General features: G+C 55.3%; 18 protein-coding genes. 9 read left to right on the top strand and 9 right to left on the bottom strand.

Going from position 1 to position 18082, the window contains the following annotated elements; all coding sequences use genetic code 11:
• Nucleotides 1-43: 43 nt before the first annotated feature.
• Nucleotides 44-448, bottom strand: coding sequence for an outer membrane protein assembly factor BamE (locus LVD14_RS15595; RefSeq protein ID WP_411268238.1), 405 nt, complete (start codon nt 446-448; stop codon nt 44-46).
• A gap of 129 nt (nt 449-577) precedes the next feature.
• Here LVD14_RS15595 and fur point away from each other — a divergent pair, with 129 nt between their 5' ends.
• Nucleotides 578-1000 (top strand): ferric iron uptake transcriptional regulator, encoded by a 423-nt coding sequence (gene fur, locus LVD14_RS00085; RefSeq protein ID WP_237131997.1) that lies wholly within the window; start codon nt 578-580, stop codon nt 998-1000.
• Nucleotides 1001-1019: 19 nt separating this feature from the next.
• Here the strand turns inward: fur and recN are convergent, their stop codons facing one another.
• The gene (gene recN, locus LVD14_RS00080) at nt 1020-2711 is read right to left on the bottom strand and encodes a DNA repair protein RecN (RefSeq protein WP_237131996.1); all 1692 of its coding nucleotides are present in this window, start codon (nt 2709-2711) and stop codon (nt 1020-1022) included.
• 149 nt (nt 2712-2860) lie between these two features.
• Here recN and grpE point away from each other — a divergent pair, with 149 nt between their 5' ends.
• From grpE to dnaJ, 3 genes are all read left to right on the top strand, one after another.
• Nucleotides 2861-3532, top strand: a complete 672-nt coding sequence (gene grpE, locus LVD14_RS00075; protein ID WP_237131995.1) for a nucleotide exchange factor GrpE — start codon at nt 2861-2863, stop codon at nt 3530-3532.
• Nucleotides 3533-3617: 85 nt separating this feature from the next.
• Nucleotides 3618-5552: a molecular chaperone DnaK gene (gene dnaK, locus LVD14_RS00070; protein WP_237131994.1), complete on the top strand. Its 1935-nt coding sequence runs from the start codon at nt 3618-3620 to the stop codon at nt 5550-5552.
• A gap of 18 nt (nt 5553-5570) precedes the next feature.
• Nucleotides 5571-6695, top strand: coding sequence for a molecular chaperone DnaJ (gene dnaJ / locus LVD14_RS00065; RefSeq protein ID WP_237131993.1), 1125 nt, complete (start codon nt 5571-5573; stop codon nt 6693-6695).
• Between the two features lie 96 nt (nt 6696-6791).
• Here the strand turns inward: dnaJ and LVD14_RS00060 are convergent, their stop codons facing one another.
• From LVD14_RS00060 to hemJ, 5 genes are all read right to left on the bottom strand, one after another.
• Nucleotides 6792-7787 carry an adenosine kinase gene (locus tag LVD14_RS00060; RefSeq protein WP_237131992.1) on the bottom strand — a complete coding sequence of 332 codons (996 nt, stop codon included), beginning with the start codon at nt 7785-7787 and terminating at the stop codon, nt 6792-6794.
• 30 nt (nt 7788-7817) lie between these two features.
• Nucleotides 7818-9128 carry a glutamate-1-semialdehyde 2,1-aminomutase gene (gene hemL / locus LVD14_RS00055; RefSeq protein WP_237131991.1) on the bottom strand — a complete coding sequence of 437 codons (1311 nt, stop codon included), beginning with the start codon at nt 9126-9128 and terminating at the stop codon, nt 7818-7820.
• A gap of 32 nt (nt 9129-9160) precedes the next feature.
• Complete coding sequence (gene thiE / locus LVD14_RS00050) at nt 9161-9775, bottom strand: thiamine phosphate synthase (protein WP_237133376.1); 615 nt, start codon at nt 9773-9775, stop codon at nt 9161-9163.
• Between the two features lie 78 nt (nt 9776-9853).
• Nucleotides 9854-10657 carry a hydroxymethylpyrimidine/phosphomethylpyrimidine kinase gene (locus LVD14_RS00045; RefSeq protein ID WP_237131990.1) on the bottom strand — a complete coding sequence of 268 codons (804 nt, stop codon included), beginning with the start codon at nt 10655-10657 and terminating at the stop codon, nt 9854-9856.
• Nucleotides 10654-11076 carry a protoporphyrinogen oxidase HemJ gene (hemJ, locus tag LVD14_RS00040; protein ID WP_237131989.1) on the bottom strand — a complete coding sequence of 141 codons (423 nt, stop codon included), beginning with the start codon at nt 11074-11076 and terminating at the stop codon, nt 10654-10656. The genes LVD14_RS00045 and hemJ overlap by 4 nt, the downstream gene beginning before the upstream one ends.
• A 139-nt stretch (nt 11077-11215) precedes the next feature.
• Between hemJ and argC the strand changes: the two genes are divergently transcribed.
• The 4 genes from argC (at nt 11216) to erpA (ending at nt 13887) form a co-directional block, all read left to right on the top strand.
• Nucleotides 11216-12253, top strand: coding sequence for an N-acetyl-gamma-glutamyl-phosphate reductase (gene argC / locus LVD14_RS00035; RefSeq protein WP_237131988.1), 1038 nt, complete (start codon nt 11216-11218; stop codon nt 12251-12253).
• 54 nt (nt 12254-12307) lie between these two features.
• Nucleotides 12308-13021 (top strand): DUF6776 family protein, encoded by a 714-nt coding sequence (locus tag LVD14_RS00030; RefSeq protein WP_237131987.1) that lies wholly within the window; start codon nt 12308-12310, stop codon nt 13019-13021.
• On the top strand, nt 13005-13445 hold the full coding sequence (locus LVD14_RS00025; protein WP_237131986.1) for a polymer-forming cytoskeletal protein: 441 nt from the start codon (nt 13005-13007) through the stop codon (nt 13443-13445). Before LVD14_RS00030 ends, LVD14_RS00025 begins: the two co-directional genes overlap by 17 nt.
• 88 nt (nt 13446-13533) lie before the next feature.
• Complete coding sequence (gene erpA, locus LVD14_RS00020) at nt 13534-13887, top strand: iron-sulfur cluster insertion protein ErpA (protein ID WP_237131985.1); 354 nt, start codon at nt 13534-13536, stop codon at nt 13885-13887.
• Nucleotides 13888-13893: 6 nt separating this feature from the next.
• Here erpA and LVD14_RS00015 read toward each other — a convergent pair whose 3' ends face one another.
• Together LVD14_RS00015 and LVD14_RS00010 are read right to left on the bottom strand one after the other, a co-directional pair.
• On the bottom strand, nt 13894-15078 hold the full coding sequence (locus LVD14_RS00015) for an anhydro-N-acetylmuramic acid kinase (protein ID WP_237131984.1): 1185 nt from the start codon (nt 15076-15078) through the stop codon (nt 13894-13896).
• Complete coding sequence (locus LVD14_RS00010) at nt 15078-16529, bottom strand: peptidoglycan DD-metalloendopeptidase family protein (RefSeq protein ID WP_237131983.1); 1452 nt, start codon at nt 16527-16529, stop codon at nt 15078-15080. Before LVD14_RS00010 ends, LVD14_RS00015 begins: the two co-directional genes overlap by 1 nt.
• 146 nt (nt 16530-16675) lie before the next feature.
• Here LVD14_RS00010 and tyrS point away from each other — a divergent pair, with 146 nt between their 5' ends.
• Entirely contained in the window at nt 16676-17959 is a 1284-nt protein-coding gene (gene tyrS / locus LVD14_RS00005) for a tyrosine--tRNA ligase (RefSeq protein ID WP_272907143.1), read from the top strand.
• Nucleotides 17960-18082 lie beyond the last annotated feature (123 nt).

Here is an 18082-nt window from a genome sequence, read left to right as displayed (position 1 = left end):
TAAACCCTTCGCTTGAGTGGTTTCGAATAGCTGGTGGAAATGCTCAGGAAGCTTCCTGGGCTTCGCTGACACTGTGCCACGCAGCATCCGGGCCTGGCTCAAAGTCGCCTTCAAAGCGGACCAGTTCATCGTTTTCGAAGTACAGTGTCAGGCGTTCCTGGCCACGTTCGCCGCCGCCTGGCTGGTAATTGTAGACGTAATCCCAGCGCTGCTGATTGTATGGGTCACGCACCAGCGGTGAACCCATGACAAAGATCACCTGCCGGGGCGTCATGCCAGGTTCAAGCTGGTCAACCATTTCCTGGGTAATGATATTGCCCTGTGCGATTGGAATCTTATAGACCCCCGGGAACTGTGGCACGGGCAGGGAGGAGCACGCGCCCAGGATGAGGCATGCCATGATGGCCATTGGCGCTAAGCGCCATTTTGGATGGCGGGATGTATTCATATGATCAACCATGGATAACGGGTCCAAACTTTTAACTCACCTGATTAGAGTGCATAATAGCGTATGCAGTTGCCTGCGGTAAAACAAGGCAGGATAACACCTTTAGCCAAAAACTGTGCGAGAATCAAAATGTCCTCAGAAAATCAGGAACTACGCAAAGCGGGCCTCAAAGTCACATTGCCGAGGGTAAAGATTCTGCAATTGCTGGAAAGTTCCGAAACCCGCCACATGAGTGCTGAAGATGTCTACAAGGCATTGATTGAAGCTGGTGAGGAAGTCGGCCTGGCTACGGTGTACCGCGTGCTGACCCAGTTCGAATCGGCTGGCCTGGTAATGCGACACCGCTTCGAGGGCGGACATTCTGTTTTCGAACTTCACACAGCCGAGCACCATGACCACCTGGTCTGCAACAAGTGTGGACGTGTAGAAGAGTTTTTTGATGAGGTCATTGAGGATCGGCAGGACAAGATTGCCGCCGAATTTGGCTTCGAAATAACCGATCACAGCCTCTACCTGTACGGCATATGCTCTGAGTGTCAGCGCTCTGCCTGAGATCTGCCTAACGATTCTTTCAACTGGTACTGATAGCCGTCAGTTCCCGAGCATGGGCAAGCGACTCTTCGCTGGGCCGGCCTTTCGATCCGCTGTCGCCGCCCAGCATTCTGGCGATTTCCGTCAACCTGTCCTCTTCTTCCAGCAGCGAGACACTCGATTGTGTCTGATTGCCTTGCGTCTGCTTGCTGACAAAAAGGTGTTGATTGGCCTGGCTGGCAACCAGCGGCTGGTGGGTCACGCACAATACCTGACTGCGCGCTCCAAGTTGCTTGAGCAGCCTGCCAACAGTCCGTGCGATAGAGCCTCCAATGCCTACGTCGACCTCGTCGAATACCAGCGTTGGTGTGTCCGAAGTCATCGCCGTGATTACCTGAATGGCCAGGCTGATGCGGGACAATTCGCCTCCTGAGGCAATCTTGGCCAGAGGTTTGGCGGACTGCCCGGTGTTGGTGCTGATCAGAAACTCCGCCTGTTCCAGGCCGAAGGGCTGCGGGTGGGCGCTGTCCTGTGCGACCAGCTCAACTGAAAGCCGCGCGTCTGGCATGGCAAGTGCGGCGAGCTGCTTATTGACGGCCTCTGAGAGAAGGTCGGCTGCCTTTGAGCGCGCGGCGCTAATCTGGCTGGCCTGATCCTGCCACTCGCGCTGCAAGCGGTCGGCTGCTTCCTGTAAGTGAGTGATTGCTTCGGCGCTGCTCGCCTGAGATTGAAGTTGTTGCTGCAGCTGTGCCCGCATCTCGACCAGTGACTCGGGTCTGACTTTATGTTTGCGCGCCAGTTGATGAATCTGTCCAAGCCGTTCGTTTACTTCATTCAGTCGTTCCGGGTTGATCTCGATACTGTCCAGATGACGGTTGATCTCGCTGGCGGCCTCTTCAACCTGTATCAGGGCGGTGCTGAGCATGTCCTGAATATTCTGCAGTGCGCTGCTCTGCCCGCATTCGGCGGCCAGTGCCTGGCTGTGCTGAAGCATCTGCACAATATTGGCTTCGTCATCCTCTCGACATAGCTGAAGCAGCGCCTGCAGTTTGGCCAGGCGCGATTCGGCGTGAGTTAACTCATCAAGTTCCTGGTCGAGGCTGTCCAGCTCGTCGTCCTGCAGGTTCAGCTGGTCCAGCTCCTCCAGCTGGTATCGGGCAAGTTCAAGTTGAGCAGACTGTTCATTACTGTCATTCAGCAGGCTCTCCAGCTCTTTATGCGTCTGGCGCCACTGCTCTGCCAGTTCGCGCAGCCTGGTCGTTGCTGGCGCATGGCCAGCGTAATCATCCAGCAGCTGCTGATGGGTAGCCTTCTTGAGCAGAGAGTGATGCTCATGCTGGCTGTGTATGTCCATCAGCAGAGCGCCGAGCTCGGCTAGCGACTGCAGAGTTACTGGTGCCCCATTGATCCATGCTCTTGAGCGCCCATCGGCTGATACGCTGCGCCGGATAAGGCACTGGTCCGGATGGTCCGAATCCAGAGCGTTGTCCGCCAGCCATTGGCGCGCTGCCGTCAGTCGGGAGACATCAAACTCGGCTGTGATATCGGCACGGTCGCAGCCGCTGCGAATTGCGTCGCGGTCGGCACGATCGCCGAGGATCAGGCTCATGGCCCCCAGGATGATTGACTTGCCGGCGCCGGTTTCGCCGGTAATGGCGGTCATGCCCGCCGACAGTTCAATATCCAGGCTCTCGGCGATGGCGTAGTTGCGTATGGACAGAAGTATCAGCATTTAATTTGATTATAGTGCCTGGTTTGAAAAATCGCTGTGTTGATGCCTTGAATCATATCACGACGCCCCCATATTGAGCAGATAGCCCGCGTGGCAGAAATTCGATGAGCTACAGAATCAAGATTGCAGAGGATTGAGGTTGCATAGATATGAGTGAGCAAACGCCTGAAACCAACAAGCAGGATACAAAGGAAGAAAACTTGCAGCCGAATGACGAGGGCGTCGAGCAGGCTGCCGGCACTGAGTCTGATGGCGCACAAGAAGCCTCCGCAGACAAGCAGGATGCGGCCGGTAATGACGGGCTGACCCTGCAGCAGGCACTGGACCGCCTGGCAGAGGCGGAGGAGAAAATGGCGGCTCATCAAAGCGAAGTTCTGCGCCTGCATGCTGACATGCAAAATATTCGGCGCCGGGCCGAACAGGATGTAGAGCGAGCGCACAAATATGGCCAGGAGAAGCTGGTCTCTGAACTGTTGCCTGTCATTGACAATCTGGAGCGTGCGCTGCAGGCGGCAGCGGACAAGGATGATGAGCTGGTAACGGCACTCAAGCAGGGTGTGGAACTGACGCTGAAGAGCTTCACCAACTGTCTGCAGAAGTTCAATGTATCGGCGCTGGATCCGGTGGGTGAGCCCTTCAACCCTGAATTCCATCAGGCCATGGGCATGATGGAGAGCGATACGGCAGAGCCCGATTCCGTGGTAGCGGTTATGCAGAAAGGTTACACACTCAATGGTCGCGTGCTGCGCCCTGCCATGGTCATGGTCGCCAAGGCGCCATCAGGCGCTGGCGGTCACGATGGCGTCAGCGTCAAAGCCTGAACGGGCTTAAATAAATTTGCTGCAGCCCTTGAAATCAGCGGCTGTGAACCAATATAGAAATCAAAGGTTTTCTGGAGAGGATATTATGGGCAAGATAATCGGTATTGACCTCGGTACAACCAACTCCTGTGTCTCCATTATGGAAGGCGGCAAGGCCAAGGTCATTGAGAATGCGGAAGGGGATCGTACAACGCCGTCCGTCATCGCCTACACTAAAGATGGCGAAACGCTGGTGGGTCAGCCCGCCAAGCGCCAGTCGGTCACCAACCCCAAAAATACGCTGTTTGCCATCAAGCGATTGATTGGCCGGCAGTTTAAAGACGAAGTTGTTCAGAAAGACATCAAGATGGTGCCTTACGAAATTACCAAGGCAGATAATGGTGATGCCTGGGTTCGTGTGAACGACAACAACATGTCACCGCCCCAGATTTCAGCCCAAGTGCTGAAAAAGATGAAAAAGACTGCTGAGGATTATCTGGGCGAACCAGTCACTGAGGCGGTGGTGACGGTGCCTGCCTATTTTAACGATTCACAGCGCCAGGCAACCAAGGATGCTGGCAAAATCGCGGGCCTCGAGGTCAAGCGCATCATCAATGAGCCGACCGCAGCGGCGCTGGCTTATGGTATGGACAAGAAGTCCGGCGACAGCACCATTGCAGTATACGACCTGGGTGGTGGTACGTTTGATATATCCATCATCGAAATTGCCGAAACAGATGGTGAACATACCTTCGAGGTACTGTCGACCAATGGCGATACCTTCCTCGGTGGTGAGGATTTCGACCTGCGTCTGATCGACTACCTGGCGGATGAGTTCAAGAAAGAGTCCGGCATGGATCTGCGCAGCGATCCGCTGGCACTGCAGCGTCTGAAAGAAGCTGCTGAGAAAGCCAAGATCGAGCTGTCATCGTCACAGCAGACAGAGGTGAATCTGCCTTACATTACTGCTGATGCATCAGGTCCCAAGCACCTTGTGCAAAAGCTGACCCGTGCCAAGTTCGAATCACTGGTGGAAGCGCTGGTTGAGCGCACACTGGAGCCGGTTCGTACCGCACTGAAAGACGCTGGTCTGGATGTTGGCAAAATCAACGACGTCATTCTGGTGGGTGGTCAGACACGTATGCCTCTTGTGCAGAAAAAAGTCGCTGACTTTTTCGGCAAGGAAGCACGTCGTGACGTTAACCCGGATGAGGCGGTTGCGATGGGCGCCGCAATTCAGGCTGCCGTACTGTCAGGCGAAGTGAATGACGTACTGTTGCTGGACGTAACTCCGCTGTCTCTGGGTATCGAAACACTGGGCGGTGTAACCAGTGTGTTGATCGATAAGAACACAACGATCCCCACCAAGAAGACACAGGTCTTCTCGACGGCGGACGACAACCAGACTGCGGTGACCATTCACGTCGTGCAGGGTGAGCGCAAGCAGGCTAACCAGAACAAGTCTCTGGGCCGTTTCGACCTGAGCGATATCCCGCCGGCACCGCGTGGCATGCCACAGATTGAAGTAGCATTCGACCTCGATGCCAACGGTATTCTGAACGTATCTGCCAAAGACAAGGCGACGGGCAAAGAACAGTCGATTGTCATCAAGGCGTCCAGCGGTCTGACCGACGAAGAGATCGAGCGTATGGTCAAGGATGCCGAAGCTAACGCAGCGGAAGACAAGAAGTTTGAGCAACTGGTGACAGCCCGCAATACAGCCGATGGTCTGATCCATGCCACCCGCAAAACACTTGCTGATGCCGGTGACAAGGTGGACGCTGATGAAAAGGCCAAGATTGAGTCTGCCATCAACGATCTGGAAGAGGCCATGAAAGCTGGCGAGCTTGAGCAGATCGAGGAAAAGACCAAAGCCTTGACCGAAGCATCATCAGGCCTGGCTCAGAAGATGTATGCTGAGCAGCAGGGTGCCGCCGGAGCTGCAGATGCTGGTGCTGATGACGCTGGAGCCAACGACAAGTCCTCAGGTGCGGATGACGCAGTGGATGCGGAGTTCGAGGAAGTGAAGGACGATAAATAAGATACTGGCTGACGGACTATGTCGAAAAAAGATTATTACGAAGTACTGGGTGTAGCCCGCGATGCGTCGGAGGCCGATATCAAAAAGGCCTACCGGCGCGTTGCCATGAAGCATCACCCTGACAGGAATTCCGGCAACAAAGAGTCGGAAGAACTGTTCAAACAGGCCAACGAAGCATTTGAAGTGCTGTCCGACCCGGATAAACGTGCCCGCTACGACCAGTACGGGCACGCTGGTGTTAACCAGCAGGGTGGTGCTCATGGAGCCGGTGATTTCGGTGATATCTTCAGTGATATCTTTGGAGACATCTTTGGTGGAGGCGGCCGCGCTGGTGGCGGCCGCAGCGGTGTCCGCAAGGGCTCGGATCTGCGCTACAACCTGGAGCTGAATCTGGAAGACGCCGTCAAGGGAACAACGGTCAAGATTCGCATCCCAACCGCGGTCACCTGTGATAGCTGTGACGGCACAGGCGCCAAAAAAGGTTCGGCGCCCGTTGACTGTTCAACCTGCAACGGCCTGGGTCAGGTTCGAATGCAGCAGGGATTTTTCTCTGTGCAGCAGACCTGTCCACGCTGTCATGGCAGTGGCAAGCAGATCAAGGATCCCTGTAACTCCTGCCACGGCCGCGGTCAGGTTGAAGAGCAGAAGACTCTCTCGGTTAAAGTGCCTGCGGGCGTGGATGAGGGTGACCGAATCCGTCTCACCGGCGAAGGTCAGGCCGGTGTAAACGGAGGACCTCCCGGCGACCTGTACGTGCAGATTCACATGCGCCCTCACAAAATATTTGTGCGTGAAGGCCGAGACCTGCACTGCGAAATTCCGATCAGTTTCGTTGATGCGGCTCTGGGAGGGGAACTTGAAGTCCCGACTCTCGATGGCCGTGTCAAACTGAAAATTCCTGCCGAGACACAAACCGGGAAATTATTCCGTCTGCGTGGCAAGGGCGTCAGTTCTGTCAGAGGTGGTGGCCCGGGCGACCTGCTGTGTCGGGTTGTGGTGGAAACGCCAGTCAAACTGACGCGCCGCCAGAAAGAATTGCTGCAGGAGTTTCAGACCATCGGAGATACCGAAGGTCAGCAGTCTCCAAAGAAAACCAGTTGGTTTGATGGCGTGAAGAAGTTCGTCGACGATCTTCGTGCCTGAATCGTGACTGTGCTGCCCGGCCCGCTGGCTAAACGCCTGCAGGGCCGGGCAAGTTGCCATCCGGGCCTACACTCAGTGGCCCGCTGAAAACAAGTCCTAGTTCAACTTCTCCAGCAAGCGTAAGTGCTGCTCCGGATCCAGTCGTGGGCCGAACTCAGTGACCACCGTTGCTGATGCCAGACTGGCAAGTTCACCGGCTTTCTGGAATGACATGCCCTGTGTGATGCCATAAAGAAATGCACCGGAAAACATGTCTCCCGCCCCGTTTGTGTCCACCGCCTTGACGCTGTGTGGCGCAATATCAATGTAATTCTGACCATCGAATAATAATGCGCCTCTGGCACCACGTGTAATCACAAAGCTAGTGGCCACTGTGGCAATTTTTTTACAGGCTTTTTCGAAATCGTCTTCGTCGGCCCAGATCTTGGCCTCCTGCTCATTGCAGAACAGCAGGTCGACGCCATCACCAAGCACTTCATTAACCCCATCTTTAAAATACTCGACCATCGCAGGATCGGAGAAGGTCAATGCCGTCTTGACGCCATGCTGCTCTGCGCAGGCCTTCAGTTTTTTTGCAGCCGCGCGCGCCGAATCAGATGTAACCAGATAACCCTCGATATATACGAATTTGGCCTGAGCCACGATTTCTTCCTGAACGTCTGACGGGGAGACCTGTGATGAGATGCCCAGGTGTGTCAGCATGGTCCGTTCAGCATCAGGTGTCACCATGACCAGGCAGCGGCCAGTAATACCAGGTTCGCGCTGAGCGCCCAGATTGGTGCTGATGTTATGGTCGCCAAGGGCGCTTACGTAAAAGTCGCCTGTCTCATCATTGGCTACTTTGCAGGCATAGAATGTTTTACCACCAAACTGGCTTACGGCGTATAGCGTGTTGGCAGCGGAACCGCCACCGGCCTGCTTTTTCAACGGATAGCGCTGGCTCAGCAGGTCCAGAATGACCTGTTGGGGGTGCTCATCCATCAGTGTCATGAAGCCTTTCTCGATACCTGCTTCGACAAAAAAGTTGTCGTCTACTTCGAATTCTTTGTCGACCAGCGCATTGCCGATGCCGTACACGTCATATGTTGTCATTGATAGTTCCTGATTTTGGTTCCTGATGTGTCACAGAGCGGCAAAAGCTTTTTTGGCAGCTGCCAGAGTCAGTTCGATTTCTTTGTCGCCATGCGCAGCTGAAACAAAACCAGCTTCAAAAGCAGATGGCGCCAGGTAGATGTTATTTTCCAGCATCAAATGGAAGTAGCGCTTGAATTGCTCCACGTTGCAGGCCATGACCTGGTCGAAACGTGTTACCTGCTCTTCCTCCGAGAAGAAACATCCAAACATGCCTCCCACCTGATTGGTTGTGAAGGGTATGCCAGCGGCGTCTGCCAGTTCCTGGAGGCCGGCCAGCATCTGCGCGGTGCGTGCGGTCAGCTGGTCATGGAAACCGGGTCGCTGGATCTCTGTCAGCATGGCCAGGCCAGCCGCCACTGCGAGCGGGCTGCCCGCCAGTGTGCCGGCCTGGTAAACTCCACCGAGTGGAGCAATACAATTCATGATCTCGGCCTTGCCACCGAAAGCGCCCACCGGCAAGCCTCCGCCAATAACTTTGCCCAATGTAGTCAGGTCGGGTGTCACACCATAAACCGACTGGGCTCCACCCAGTGCGGTTCTGAATCCAGTCATGACTTCATCAAATATCAGCACTGCGCCATACTTGGTGCAAAGCTCGCGCATCGCCTCCAGGAATCCGGGCACTGGTGGTACCAGGTTCATGTTGCCGGCTACTGGCTCCACAATGACGCAGGCAATTTCCTCGCCCCGTTGATCGAATAACTCGCGCATCCCGTCGATATCATTGTAGGTCAGCACAAAGGTCTGATCTGTGTACGATGTCGGCACACCCAAAGAGTCAGGCTCGCCAAGTGTCAGTGCCCCTGAACCGGCTTTGACCAGCAATCCGTCAACATGGCCATGATAGCAGCCCTCAAACTTGACCACCTTGTCGCGGCGGGTGTAACCGCGTGCCAGGCGAATAGCGCTCATGGTTGCCTCTGTACCGGAGGTTACCAGGCGGACCTTTTCTATGGACGGAACCAGCTTGCAGATGGTTTTGGCGATCTCTACTTCCGCTGCTGTTGAGGCCCCATATCCGAGGCCCTTGTTCAGCTGCAGCTGCAGTGCCTGAATGACGGACGGATGGCAATGGCCGAGAATCATGGGGCCCCAGGCGCCAACAAAGTCTACGTAACGGTTTTCGTCTTCGTCTATCAGGTAAGCACCCTGTCCGCCACTGAAAAAAAGTGGCGTGCCGCCCACACCGCGGAATGCCCGGACCGGTGAATTAACGCCACCGGGGATATACTGTTGAGCTTCTTCGAACAGGGCCGCAGAGCGTTTGGGGTCGTGGTGGGGTACGTGTGATTCAGTCATATCGGGTTTAATCCTTCTGTCTGGATGTTCTGTCAGGCAAATAATTGGGCCAGGGCTTCGGCTCGTTTTTTTACATCTGGCTTGGCGAACAGGTAATGAATGACTGCCAGCATGTCGGCACCAAGATCCAGCAAAGCGCCGCCATTATCAGCAGTGACACCGCCAATCGCGACTATTGGCAAAGTCGTCAACTGTCTTACGCGTCGCAAGTCATTCAGGTTTGCAGCTGGTGCATCAGGTTTGGTCTCTGACGGGAAAAACCGGCCAAGAGCAATATAACTTGCACCTTCCTGTTCTGCTTTGACTACAAGCTCGTCCCGATTGTGGCAGGTGATGCCGATAATGGCATCCGGGCCGAGTGTGCGTCTGGCCTGCACAAGGCTGGTGTCACTCTGGCCAAGATGCACACCGGCTGCGCCGGCCGCCAGGCACAATTCAATGTCATCGTTGATCAGCAGCATTGCGCCGAATTTGCTGCAGAGGGCCTGCAGGCTCGTCGCTTCGCCAAGTCGCACTGACCAGTCTGCACTCTTGTTACGGTACTGGACCAGGCTCACACCACCTGCCAGGGCCTCTTCGACTGCAGGAAGCAATCGCTTCTCGCCGAGCAGCTTTGCGTCAGTGATTGCATATACGCCGCGAAGCATTTGCGCCTGCTGGTCGGTCAAAAGTTTAATCCTGGGTTGTCTGCACCGCCCGCCATTCTAGCAAAGCAGGCGGCCGTATCATATCTCAAGCGGATACCGGCGATTGGGAATGAGCTGTCCGGCACCAGGCTGCCAGCCGTACTTGATGGCTTGCCAGGTGAAGTCCTGCGCCAGGCTGGCGGCGTCTGTGACGATATGGCCCTGAGCAAGATACGACGCCAACGCTGCGGCCAGTGTGCATCCGGAACCGTGATACTCCCCGGGCTGGCGTGCCCATTGCCACTGAGAGGGTTCGTCGCCCTTTTGGCCAGAGTAGAGGCGGTTGGTGATCAGCTCGCCGGGTTCGTGACCGCCCGTCACAAGTACATGTTTCGCACCGGCCTGCAGCAATCTTTCGGCCGCCTCTGACTGAGAATCAGATCCCTTGGCGAGCCGGAAAAGTTCATGGGTATTGGGAGTCATGATGGTGGCGTGAGGAGCGATCTGTTCGAGATAGAGGTCGATAATATCGACGGCGCCAAAATCATAGCCGCCTCCCGCGATCAATACCGGGTCCGCAACCACTGGGACGTCGCGCAACTGCTTGAGAATGTCCGCCACCACACGGACATTGTCGGGACCATCAAGCAGGCCGATCTTGACTGCCGAAATGCTGAGGTCGGACAGGAGTGATTCGACCTGGTGACGCAATATTTCGCCGTTAACGGGCTGTGTGGCCTGCACGTTCTGGGTGTTCTGAACCGTCAGTGATGTAATGACCGGCAGGCAGTGTGAGCCGGTCATCAGCATTGCCTCCATGTCCGCCTGAATGCCGGCACCACCACTGGGATCCAGTCCGCTCAGACACAGCACCATGGGTTTTGTATGCGCTGACCTGCTCAAAACGGTTTTACCACGGCCAGGATGACAATCGCGACCAGGGCGAACACTGGCACTTCATTGTAGATGCGAAAGAACTTGTGGCTGTGAGTGTTGCGATCGTCGCGAAACCGTGCCCAGAACCAGCCGCAGCTGATGTGGTAAGCGATCAGCAGGGCAACGATGACGAGCTTCACGTGCAACCAGCCCTGGCGCAGATAAAAATCCGGTGCGCTATAGATCAGCCAGGCGCCGAAGAACACAGTGGCCACGGCAGATGGCGTCATGATGCCCCTGTACAGCTTGCGCTCCATGATAACAAAGCGCTCTTTGCTGATGGGGTCGTCGCTCATGGCGTGATAGACAAATAGCCGCGGCAGATAAAAAATACCTGCAAACCAGCAGATTACCGAGATCAAATGAAATGCTTCCAGCCAGGCCATGTCTGTCCTTCAAAAACTTGGATTGATGAATTCACGATTATGCAGATGGCAGCAGCCTGAGTACAGCCGCATCCGGCAAAAAGCTGCTCGCTGGTGTTAGAATACGGAACAAAGCCATTATTGGGATCAGGAGAAAGTTGTGATCAAAGTCGGAATTGTCGGTGCCACCGGATACACAGGCGTTGAATTGCTGCGCTTGCTGGCGCTTCGCGATGACGTGCGAATAGACGTTGTCACCTCGCGCGAGCTTGAGGGGACCTCTGTAGCAGACCTGTTCCCTAATTTGCGGGGGTATCTTGATATCCGCTTTACGGTTCCTGACGATGATGCGTTGGCTGCCTGCGATGTGGTGTTTTATGCCACACCCCATACCGTTGCGATGAAAAGTGCGGCAAGCCTCATGGCGCGCGGCGTGCGGATAATCGACCTGTCGGCCGATTTTCGCCTGAAAGATCGCGAGCTTTGGGAGAAGTGGTATAAAGAGGAGCATGAAAGCCCGGAGCTGATCGAAAAGGCTGTTTATGGCCTGCCCGAAGTCAATCGTGCCGCGATTCGCGATGCACAGCTGATTGCTGTTCCGGGTTGTTATCCGACAGCTGTGCAGTTGGGCCTCATTCCCTTGCTGGAAAAAGGCCTGGTAGATCCAGCGCATTTGATTGCCGATGCCAAGTCGGGTGTCAGCGGCGCTGGCCGCGGCGCCAAAGTGGGCAGTCTCCTGTGTGAGGCATCAGAGTCGATGAGCGCCTATGGCGTGGCGGGGCATCGTCATTTGCCCGAGATTTCTCAGGGTTTGCGAAATGCGGCAGGCACGGATGTTAATCTGACCTTTATTCCACATCTGACACCAATGATTCGCGGCATTCATGCGACTCTTTATGCCAGGCCGACCTCTGAGGTGACGGCGCAGCAACTACAGAGTCTGTTTGAAGATCGCTACCGCGATGAACCGTTTGTAGATGTGATGCCAGCTGGCAGCCATCCAGCTACACGCAATGTCAAAGGCTCGAACCGTTGCCAGATAGCTGTTCACTATCTGGCTGACAGCGATACCATTGTGGTTCTATCGGTCATCGACAATCTGGTTAAAGGTGCCTCCGGGCAGGCGGTGCAGAATATGAACATCATGTTTGGTCTCAGTGAGCGCAGCGGTCTGGACACGCTGTCGCTGTTACTGTAAACGACACGCTGACTGGCGATGCCTGGGGCCGTCAAGGGTAGCAAGCAATATCGGATGCGGGTTGTCAGGTATCGGCCATGGCAGCCGTATATCCTCGGTCTGGCTGCTCTGGTTATTATTGCCCTGGCCGCTGCGGCTGGCTACTGGTATGGCAGCGACGATCGCCAGCAACTGGCGCAGCAGCTCGCCCAATTGCGCGCGATGGAGCCGGAGAATGCCACCCAGCTAACGAACCTGCAGGCACAGCTCGCCGTCAGTGAACGCAATCGCGAACTTGATCAGCAGGCACTGAGCCAGGCACAGACGACAATCGCGTCCCTGCGTGAAAGCAATATCGAGTTGCAGCGTGACAACGGGCTCTACCGACAGGTAATGAGCCTGGCAAGCAGTGCGACGCCCGCGCTGACTATTGTTCAGTTCAAGCTCTCGGATGTAGCGCAGGTAGAACGTGGCTACGCCTATCAATTACTGGTTGCAGTACATGGCAATCAGGATGCTGTGGTGGACGTAGAAGCCAACATAGTTATCAATGGTGAGCTGGCCGGTGAGCCGCAATCGTTTGATCTGGATACCATCGCAGTGCTGCCTCAGGAGCTGAAGGCAAGCTTTAACTATCTGTATCGCTTTTCCGGCAGCATTGTGTTGCCCGAGGGGTTTGTACCGACAGCGGCAGAAATAAGTGTTGCGGATGCGAGCGCGACACTGCCTGCTTCGTCTATCAATGCCGAATGGCAACAACAGGGGCCCGTTCATGTTCAAATCGAATGACAACAAGCTGGTATCCAAAAGTCGAACCGACGCACATACGCTGATTTCGGTAGATACCGAGGTGACCGGTAACCTTGCCTTCAAGGGGGAGTTGATTATCGAAGGGCTGGTGGTTGGGGACATCAAGGCTGCCGATGATAGCGCGGCCGTATTGCGAATAGCAGAGACAGGACGGGTCAATGGCAACATCAGCGTTCCCAACGCTGTGGTTAATGGCGAAATAGAAGGTGACGTCAAAGTTGCCTCCCACCTTGAACTTGCAGCAAAAGCCCGCATTACTGGCTCGGTGCAGTATCGATTGCTGGAAATGGTGGCGGGCGCCCAGGTGAACGGCAGTCTTGTCTGCGGTGATGAGGCTAAGTCTCAATTGAGAGCCCTGACGCACGATGATGGCGCCCATTCCAGTGTCGCCCAGGGCAGCTAAAGCTGCAGCACAATAGTTGACTAAAATACTCGGATATGTCCATAATTTCGTGAGAAATATTCTGCAGTTGTTTTGAGTAACTTGAAATATGTCCACGGTACAGACACACGATCCGGTCATTATTGCGTTAACAGATAACGCGGCCGACAAAGTAAAAAGCCTGATCGAGGAAGAAGGCAAGCCATCCCTGAAGTTACGCGTATTCGTAACCGGCGGCGGTTGCTCAGGTTTTCAGTACGGTTTCAGCTTTGACGAGGAAGTTGGGGACGAAGATACCGTGGTGGATCACAAGGGGGCAACCCTGCTGGTTGATCCATTGAGTTATCAGTATCTGGTCGGCGCGCGCGTCGACTATGTCGAGAATCTTGAAGGCTCACGTTTTGTTGTCAACAATCCAATGGCAGCCACTACCTGTGGTTGTGGCTCGTCGTTCTCCATCTGAAACGACCTATCTCTCCGACTGATAAATACCACCCAGAATCACGGGGCTGCGTGATCCGGTCAGTTTGCTGCAGTCTAAGGCAATGCCGCCGATAGTATTGCTGGCCAGCCATGCAAAGGTCGCAGCCTCTACCCAGTCGGCCGGCATACCGAGATGATCGCTGGAGACTACCTGATAGGTCGGGAGTTCGGTCTGCAATTGCGACATCAGGCTGCGATTGTGGGCGCCTCCACCACACACTGCGATTATGCCTGCATCTGTTGATTGGTCTACGCAGCCCGCGACAGCTTCGGCGATACTGAGAGCTGTAAGCTGCAGTAGAGTGCGTTGTACATCCTCTGGTGCATAGCTGGCGACGCCCTCCAGCTGCAGAGCCTGTTGCATCGCACTCCCAAGCCAGCGAGCGTTGAACAATTCTCGACCGGTGCTTTTTGGGGCTGGTAGCGAGAAATAGGGTTCCGCCATCAAGACCGAAAGCAGTGCTGGCAGCACCTGACCACTGGCGGCCCATGCGCCATCAGCATCGTAGGGCTTGCCGTAATACTGCTCTATCCACAGATCCATCAGGACATTGCCGGGACCGGTATCAAACCCTGTTGGACAGGCAGCAGGATTCATATCCACAACTGTAATATTGGCCATGCCGCCAATATTCAGCACCAGGGTGTGCTGCTCTGGAGAATGAAAGAAGTGCTGATGAAACAGGGGAGCCAGCGGCGCACCCTGACCTCCCATCGCCATGTCGCGCTGGCGAAAATCGGCAACGGTTGTCACGCCAGTAAGTGCAGCGATGGTGTTCGGGTCCCCCAGCTGAAGACTGAAGGTGTGAGTGCCTTGCGGCTGGTGATAGATGGTCTGTCCATGACTGCCTATGGCGACTATCTGACCTGCGGTCAGTCCTTCCTGTCGCATCAGCGCATTGGCTGCCGCCGCAAAGGCCTTGCCGATTGCGACGTCGGTGTCGCCAAGATCCGATAGTGATACCTGTCCATCATGGCAGATGGCCAGAATCTTTGAGCGAAGCGCGGGCGAGTATTCGAGCGCCTGCGTGGCCAGCAGCTGGGTACCCTCAGGACCGGTTTCAATCAGAGCGCAGTCAATGCCGTCGACACTGGTGCCGGATATAAGCCCAATATAAAGCCCGGCCGGCCCGTGGCGGGCTGAACTCGAAGGATCCGCCCGGGTGCTCACTAGTGTTCCAGCGACGGCAGTGCTGGTCCGGCCAGTGTCAGCAGGCGACTGTCGGCACTGGATGGTGGGAAGCGCTCAATAATTGCTCTTGAACGCTCCAGGAATCTCGGCATTTCAGCAGGCTCCAGTGTAACGGCTTGGGGCAGCTGATCGACGATAGTGCGTGGGTCCTTGTGAACGCCGCTCACCAGGAATTCATAATGCAGGTGCGGGCCAGTGGCGCCGCCAGTGGCACCAACGTAACCAATTACCTGGCCTTGTCTGACCCGGCTGCCTTTGCGAATACCATCGGCATAGTCATTCAGGTGCGCGTACTTGGTCTCGTAGGAGCCGTGATGTTCAATAACGACCAGCTTGCCAAATGAGCCATTGCGGGCTGCCCAGGTTACAGTGCCGTCCGCAGTTGCGCGTACTGGTGTTCCAGTCGGTGCTGCGTAGTCGGTGCCCTTATGCGCACGTATGGTGTTCAGAATTGGGTGGCGGCGGTTCGGGTTGAAATTGGAGCTGATTCTGAATACATCCAGCGGGTTCCTGAGGAAGGCCTTCTGCATGCTTTCGCCAGTTGGGCTGAAGAAGCCGCTTTCACCCTGGGTGTTTTCATATCGGACCGCGATATGCTCGCGACCGCGGTTGATGAATTGTGCACCTATTATTTCACCAGGGCCGACGTATTCGCCGTCGAGATACTTTTCCTGATAAATGATACTGAAGCGGTCGCCCTGTCGCGGATCGAGCAGGAAGTCGATTACGCCACCAAACACATCGGCCATACCCATGATGACATTGGCGGGGATATCGGCTCGTTGTGCGGCCAGGAACAGGCTGTCTGATATCTCGCCCTGTCTGACGACTTCCCGGATATCTGGAGTCCGCAAAACCGGCTCAACTTCATAACGTGCGTCGTAGCGCTTGTAGACAAAGCCTTCCAGTGGGGACGTCAGAACCTGCAGTTGTCGCAGTTCGCCGGGGCTGGGAATGTGAAAGCTCAGTTGATAGCCAGGCCGAAGACGGTTCAGCACAGTGGCTTCATCTGTGGTGTCGATCAGCCGGTGCAGCTCCTGAGCCGAGAGGCCCACTTCGTTGAAAATAGATGAAAGTGTGTCGCCGGGGGCGACCGTCAATTCCGTCCAGCCGTGATTTTTAGGCTGCATGGGGCCAATCATTGGTTGCGGCCCGACCTGATCTGCCAGCTGGCTCTGCATCGAAGCCAGTCTTGGCAATTGCTGGTCGGATGCCAGTCTGTCCCCGTGGGCGGACTCTTCCGGCATCATTGTTGTGACGGCAAACAGCACTGCGCTGAGTATGCTCGCGAGCACAATATGCTGTCGGGGAATCTGTTTCAGGCTGAGACGCTTGCCCTGCTGGGGCCCGGGTATGGCGCTGGCTTGGTATCGCTTCTGAAGCGTTGGCTTTTTGCGAGGTACGGTTGTTCTTTGGTGTATCGGTTCCATGGAATTCTTGTTGTCTCGATATTACTGGCTGGCGGACCAAATTATCCCCCAATTCTTAAGGCTTTCACGGGCAAGGTCAAGTCTTATTCCAACGTATGGTGTAGAATTGTCCGCCTTGTAGAAACTCGATGATTGGAATGACCGATATGTCTGTAAATAAAGTGGAAATTGTTGCCGATCTGGAGGCGCGTGGTTTGATCGCCCAGACGACTTCCGGAGATGAATTAAAAGCGCACCTGGCGGGTGGTAGCCGCACTCTGTATAGCGGCTTTGACCCGACGGCAGACAGTCTTCATATTGGCCATCTGGTTCCATTGCTGGTGCTGCGCCGCTTTCAGCTGGCCGGCCATAAACCCCTGGCTCTGGTCGGCGGTGCGACTGGCATGATTGGTGACCCCAGCTTTAAGGCGGCCGAGCGGCAGTTAAACTCTGTTGAAGTGATCAGCGGTTGGGTGTCCAGCCTTAAAGCGCAGCTGGAGCAGTTTCTCGACTTTGACTGCGGTGCTGCATCGGCAGTGGTGGTAAACAATCTGGATTGGACCAAGCAGCTCAGTGTGCTGGATTTTCTACGGGATGTTGGCAAGCATTTTTCGGTCAATGCAATGATTCAGAAAGAGTCGGTCAAGCAACGCATCGAAAGAGAGGGCTCAGGCATCTCCTTTACTGAGTTCAGTTACATGATTCTGCAGTCCTATGATTTTGCGCAGCTCTATCACCAGCACAACTGTACTTTACAGGTCGGTGGCAGTGATCAGTGGGGCAACATTACCGGCGGTATTGATCTGACCCGCCGGCTTTATCAGGGGCAGGTGTATGGCTTGACTGTGCCGCTGGTCACCAAGGCCGATGGGCAGAAGTTCGGCAAGACTGAAACGGGCACTGTGTGGCTGAACGCGGAAAAGACATCTCCCTATGCTTTTTATCAGTTCTGGTTAAATGCCGCAGATGCGGACGTCTATAAATTTCTGCGCTACTTTACGTTTCTGACGCCGGCACAGATTGATGAAATCGAGGCCGCCGATGTGGGTGCCAGCGGTCGGCCGCAGGCGCAGGGCATTCTGGCGCGCGAGGTGACTGGACTGGTCCATGGGCAAGAAGGTGTAGAGGCGGCCGAGCGAATCAGTTCGGCTCTGTTCTCGGGCAGGCTGGATGATCTGCGGGAACAAGATTTCGAGCAGCTGCGTCTGGATGGCTTGCCAGCCACAGATATAGGTGGCGAAGCGCTCACGCTGGTTCAGGCACTGGTGGACAGCGGGCTGGCGCAGTCCAATCGTGTCGCCAGGGAGTTTATTAATGCCGGTGCCGTGTCAGTGAATGGGGAAAAGATCTCCGACCTTGAGGCGAGCATTGGTCGCGAGCAGGCTCGCTTTGGTCGCTTCATTATCCTCAAGCGCGGCAAGAAGCAGTTTCATCTATTACGTATTTGCTAGTGTTGCGGCGCGATTTAAAGAAAATGACAGTGCTGTCATAAAAATCGCTTGCAGGCATCAAAAACTGTGGCATAATGCGCGCCCCTGACAGCTGAAGGGCAACTTCAGCAGGCAGGCCCGGTA

The organism is Pseudohongiella sp. O18, from assembly GCF_021729085.1.
In the GTDB taxonomy this organism is placed as follows: domain Bacteria; phylum Pseudomonadota; class Gammaproteobacteria; order Pseudomonadales; family Pseudohongiellaceae; genus Pseudohongiella.
This window is presented reverse-complemented; position numbering and strand designations above follow the sequence as displayed.

Bases quoted from the DNA above. Each gene is read 5' to 3' on its own strand.
- LVD14_RS00060 (WP_237131992.1), bottom strand. From the start codon at position 7,787: ATGACAACATATGACGTGTACGGCATCGGCAATGCGCTGGTCGACAAA.
- LVD14_RS00010 (WP_237131983.1), bottom strand. From the start codon at position 16,529: ATGGAACCGATACACCAAAGAACAACCGTACCTCGCAAAAAGCCAACG.
- hemJ (WP_237131989.1), bottom strand. From the start codon at position 11,076: ATGGCCTGGCTGGAAGCATTTCATTTGATCTCGGTAATCTGCTGGTTT.
- dnaK (WP_237131994.1), top strand. From the start codon at position 3,618: ATGGGCAAGATAATCGGTATTGACCTCGGTACAACCAACTCCTGTGTC.
- tyrS (WP_272907143.1), top strand. From the start codon at position 16,676: ATGTCTGTAAATAAAGTGGAAATTGTTGCCGATCTGGAGGCGCGTGGT.
- dnaJ (WP_237131993.1), top strand. From the start codon at position 5,571: ATGTCGAAAAAAGATTATTACGAAGTACTGGGTGTAGCCCGCGATGCG.
- hemL (WP_237131991.1), bottom strand. From the start codon at position 9,128: ATGACTGAATCACACGTACCCCACCACGACCCCAAACGCTCTGCGGCC.
- LVD14_RS15595 (WP_411268238.1), bottom strand. From the start codon at position 448: ATGAATACATCCCGCCATCCAAAATGGCGCTTAGCGCCAATGGCCATC.
- grpE (WP_237131995.1), top strand. From the start codon at position 2,861: ATGAGTGAGCAAACGCCTGAAACCAACAAGCAGGATACAAAGGAAGAA.
- fur (WP_237131997.1), top strand. From the start codon at position 578: ATGTCCTCAGAAAATCAGGAACTACGCAAAGCGGGCCTCAAAGTCACA.
- erpA (WP_237131985.1), top strand. From the start codon at position 13,534: ATGTCCACGGTACAGACACACGATCCGGTCATTATTGCGTTAACAGAT.
- recN (WP_237131996.1), bottom strand. From the start codon at position 2,711: ATGCTGATACTTCTGTCCATACGCAACTACGCCATCGCCGAGAGCCTG.
- LVD14_RS00025 (WP_237131986.1), top strand. From the start codon at position 13,005: ATGTTCAAATCGAATGACAACAAGCTGGTATCCAAAAGTCGAACCGAC.
- thiE (WP_237133376.1), bottom strand. From the start codon at position 9,775: ATGCTTCGCGGCGTATATGCAATCACTGACGCAAAGCTGCTCGGCGAG.
- LVD14_RS00030 (WP_237131987.1), top strand. From the start codon at position 12,308: ATGCGGGTTGTCAGGTATCGGCCATGGCAGCCGTATATCCTCGGTCTG.